The sequence below is a fragment of the uncultured Methanobrevibacter sp. genome (assembly GCF_937906425.1).
GTDB lineage: Archaea > Methanobacteriota > Methanobacteria > Methanobacteriales > Methanobacteriaceae > Methanobrevibacter.
Map to the genome: position 1 here is coordinate 1 of NZ_CALCYR010000070.1, position 5063 is coordinate 5063.

Annotated in this window: 1 protein-coding gene; it reads right to left on the bottom strand. The window is 35.2% G+C overall.

All coding sequences use genetic code 11. The annotated features are described in order from the left end of the window. Positions 1 to 4705, bottom strand: a 4705-nt coding sequence (locus Q0138_RS01915; RefSeq protein ID WP_297980139.1) for an Ig-like domain repeat protein, incomplete at its 3' end; no start/stop codon positions are given. Positions 4706 to 5063 lie beyond the last annotated feature (358 nt).

The window sequence follows — 5063 nt, forward strand, 5'->3', positions numbered from 1 at the left end:
ATGCCTTTCCATTGGAGTCCACCAATTGGAAATTGAAGTATTCACCATTTCTGCCGTCAAGAACAGTGTTGATTGCATTTGTGGTCATGTTTGCACAAAGGATTTCACTTGCAAGCTTTTCCGGAATGTTTCCGCCTGCAGGAACATAGGCGTCAGATCCGCTTGTAGCGCTTGTTACATCAAAGTCAAATGGAGCCATACCTGAATCCAAGGTGTTTCCACTAACCACCAAGTCATTGCTAGGTGCAAGACTTCCTCTTTCAGAATCAAGTTTCAATACAGTGACTGATTCAGCGTAAACATCCTCATTTGCCTTGGCAATTGTATTATTCAATATATTGATGTTTGCAACATCAATTAAATTAGGGCTTGTTCCATTGTCGGCGACAGCTTGAACAATTACCTCACCATCATTTGCCAAAATGGTCAATCCGCTGATTGTTACAGCTTCAGGTCCGCCCTGTGATATTGGAACAATATTAAAGATTGCCTTTCCATCACCTGCACCGGTGACTGTAGTGTTTTCACTTCCCACAATAGTGATGTTTTTAGTAATGTTTACATCTGAAACATTGACATAATCATGGTTTCCAAGAGTGATTATATCTCCAGGGTTTGCATTGTCAATCATTTCCTGAATTGCCTTGCCGTCAAGAACGGTTATATTGGTATCTGTTCCATTATCATCTGTTCCATTGGTATCAGTACCGTTTGTATCTGTTCCATTGGTATCAGTACCGTTTGTGTCTGTTTCATTTGTGTCAGTGCCGTTTGTGTCTGTTCCATTATCAATAGGACTGTCTGAATCAGATATGGAAACTTCCAAAGTCTCATTTGAAGGGGAATAATAATCGTCTCCTGCAAAGCTTGCAAAGATGAAATAATTACCCTTTTCAAGAGCAATTTTATTAGTTCCGTCCTCTTTAGTCACTAAATCCAAAACATTTAAGTTTCCATGACCGTCACGAATGGAAAGACTGATATTTTTATCAGCCAACGCTTGTCCATCAGCATCAACCAATTTAACAATAACTTCATCAGAACCATTTTCATTGCTTATGGAGACTGCAGTGTCATATTTTGAAACAATGAGACTTACAGTTAACTTGCATCCTAAATAGTCATCATCAGCATTGAACAATAAGTTGATTGTATAGCTTCCTGCATCTAATTCAAGGGAGATTGAACCGTTATCATCAGTTGTTTGATTAAATTGGCTAGTTTCCCCATCCCTTGGAATGACAGTGATCTTGACTGTCTTATTTGCAATGGCCATATTCTCATTGTCAATCAATTGTGCAATGAAATTCTCTCCAATCATTAAATTGACCTTGCTTACATCAAATTTACTTATCTTTTGCTCGAATACGTTTAAGCTTGCCTCACCTGTACTTGGTTTATAGGTATTGTCACCATTAAAGACAGCCTTTATGTTAAATTCTCCAACTGAGAGGGAAGTGTATGAAGTGCTTGCAATACCCTCCACCACATCTACAGTGTCAATCAATTCATTGTTTATATAGAAACTTAAGGTACCGTTATTTATTTTAACATCTCCTGCGACAACAGTTGCAGTGATAATTGCAGGAGATCCGATTAATGCATTGACATCCTCAACTGTGGTTGCAGAATCGATTTCAGGATAATGGTTGTAGTTTAAAACCAAGGTCTGCTTGTCGATTGTTGCAGTGATTGCATCACTTGTAATATCACCGTGATACTCTACAACAAGAGTGTTTGAAGTCATTTCAAGAACTGCTGCATCGAACTTATCTGTAGGGGTAAAGATTACTTCCCTTACAGGTAAATATCCTGTAAATATTCCACCATCACTTAATTTACTTAAAGCAACAACAATATTGTCATCTTCATCATTTGTCAATGTCATCAAGATTCTTGAGGATACATCTGCATTATAAAGGGATGGTGCAGAGTTTGATCCCCACCAGTTATTGTTGGCAGTTACATTGGACTCACTTTCATCAAGAACATAGATTACAGCACCGCCGGTATCATTTGTAATTATTACTGAATTGGTCAAATTGACTATAGCACCTTCATTGTATTCGGTTGCCAATACAGAACCTCCCTGTTTAGCTGTGTTGTTTATGAATACACAGCCATAGATGTCAATATTACCATAAACCGCCCAAATTGCTCCACCACGTCTACCTGCATAGTTATTAATAAAGGTGGAATTTGCAATCAATGTGCTTCCGGTGACACTGAGCGCAATTGCACCTCCACCATCAGTGGATTCCTCTTCAGGAGCCTGATTGCCCTCAAATAAACAATTTACAATAACTGTATTAGTATCACCATAGATTTCCAATGCTCCACCGGTTCCATTTCTTAGGATTTCACCGTATAAACGTTGAGCCTTGTTGTTTGTAAAATTGGAATTGTAAATGAAAATATTTCCTTCAGAAGCGGTTATTACACCACCGTCAAGAGCAAGATTGTCATGGAAATTACAGTTGTCAATGATTACAGTACCTTGGTCGTTATTGTTGATTACGCCACCATAACAACCTGTGTTATTGTAGAATTCTGAATTGTTAAGGACCAATCTGGAAGCATAGTAGTTGGAGAATGCAGCTCCAGGAATAGGGTTGTTGAAACCGTTGATGAATGTCATGTTATTGAATTCAACATTCAATCCTTCAGCCAATTCAAACATTCCCTTGGTTCCGCTTGTTTGGGAAAGGATTACGCCTGCCTGGCTTTCACCTATTACCTTAACATCATTCTTAACGATATAGGTTGACATCTCATAGTTTCCTTCCTTGACAAAGATGGTTCTTCCGCCTCCCAATTCATCATTTATATTAAATCCTACAATAAGGGATTGTACAGGATTGGACTCCTCTCCATTACCGGTTTCATCATTTCCATTTACCGCATCAACATAGATAATGTCTAAATCGGTTAGGTTTTCAGGAACAACCTTGCTTACATTAATGTAGATGTGTCCGCTTGTTGCTGTGTAATAATCATAGTAGTAATCACCGAGTTGAATCTCAACTTCAACATCATAGACCTTTGTAGGAATCATTTCCAAAATTGAGGAGTCAAAGCTGATCTTGCTTCCATCAACAGTGTGTCCTGTTAAGGAACGGTGCCCTCCTTCATAGGTTTCCCACATTATCCAATAGCTTAAACCATTCAGGAGACTTGTTTCCTCATTGTATTCATCCACAACAATACCGTTTACGATATAGGATTCACCTTCATGCAAGTTCACATGGTCAGGGTCAAAGAAAACTGTAAAGTCATAGTCCCCTCTGATTCTTACAGTGGTCTTTTTAGGCATTGCAGAGTAAAAGTCACTTACAAGAGTGATTGTAACATTATAAACGCCAATGGCATAGTCCTTCAATGAAAGGTCATAGCTGCCGTTTTCAAAGGATTCATAAATGTAATAGTTTTCATGGGTTCCGTTAAGGATAATTTCAATATTCTCATCAGTGATTGCATAGCCTTCACTGTCTGTTATTTCAATATGCAAATATTCATCATCACCATAAGTGATTTCAGTCACATTTACATTTATAACTGCATTTCCTTCCAAATCGATTACATTAGGACCTGGACCGTCATAGGTTCCCCCTTCAGTAATCATATTGCTTTCAATATCTCCAGCCATATTGTTTATGAAGGTGTTGTTTTTTAAGTAAATGTAGACTTGAGTGGATTGGCTGTTATAATCCTTACTGTAAACCGCAGCTGAACCTTCATCTGCAGTGTTGTTGATGAATTTGCAATTGAATAATGAGAAGTTTCCTCCATAGTAGGAGTTGATTGCTGCCGCTCCACCTGCAGTGTTGTTGATAAAATTGTCATTGTCAAATGTTATATTATGGTTATTGAAGTTAAGATGAACCGCACCACCATTATCTGCACTGTTTGCAATGAAGTCAGTGTTGACAATATTTCCATATGCACTAGCAATATATAAAGCTCCGCCACGATAAGCGAAATTATTTGCAAATAAGCAATCAGCAATGTTAAGCTCATAAGGACTCCAGGAGCTTCCCTCAAAGTAAACAGGAGATTGGGAATAAAATGAACCTCCGCTAAACTTATTATTTGCAACTGTACAATTGACCATTGTCAAATTGGAATAGGACGAATATATTACAGGAGCACATTTCTCTCCATAAACGCTACTGAATGAAGTGGCATTTACGAAACTAATGCCCTTAAAACTAATCTTTGAACTGGAGAAATTAAATAACCAGTCGGTTTCAGTTCCATCAATAAATGTTTTATCCTGACCTGCACCTTCAAATACTATGTATTTGTGGTCGAAACTTAAATTAGTGTTAGATTCACCTTCTGCAAGAGTGTAATCTGCAGATTTTATATTTGAATAGGTACCTTCACCAAGATAAATGGTAAATTCCTCATCAGAACTTTCAATAGCTGATTTTATATCATTATAATAATCATCTGAAAGGTTTGTTTGTATCTTTGAACTTGAGTCTCCAGAGGAGACAGCATTTTCACCAAGAGACTGTGAAGACTTTTCAACAGCAACTTGGGAATCAATTGTTAGATCTTCGACAATTCCATTATCTGATGAATCAGAAATGGCTAAATCGCCAGAATCTGAATCAATAGCAAATGAACTAGGAATTATGCAAAGAACTAAGATTATAAAAAATAATAAACTTATTTTTTTAATTAATCCCTTACTTTTCATAAAAACACCGTAAACTAATAAATAATAAAAATTTTAATAAAATTAATTTTTTTAAATAATAATAATAATAATTTTTAACTAGAATTGATTAAAATAAAGAATTTTTATAAATTTAATCTTAATTTTAATAAATTTAAATAATTTTTTATAAAATTTAAAAAAATTAAAAACTTTAATCTTAATTCTAATGAATTTAAATAATTTTTTTTAAATTTTAAATAAATAAAAAAATTAAAAAACTTTAATCTTAATTTTAATGAATTAAAATAATTTTTTTTAAATTTAAAATTATGAAATAAAAATTTAAAAAACTTTAATCTTAATTTTAATGAATTTAAATAATTTTTTTTAAATTTAA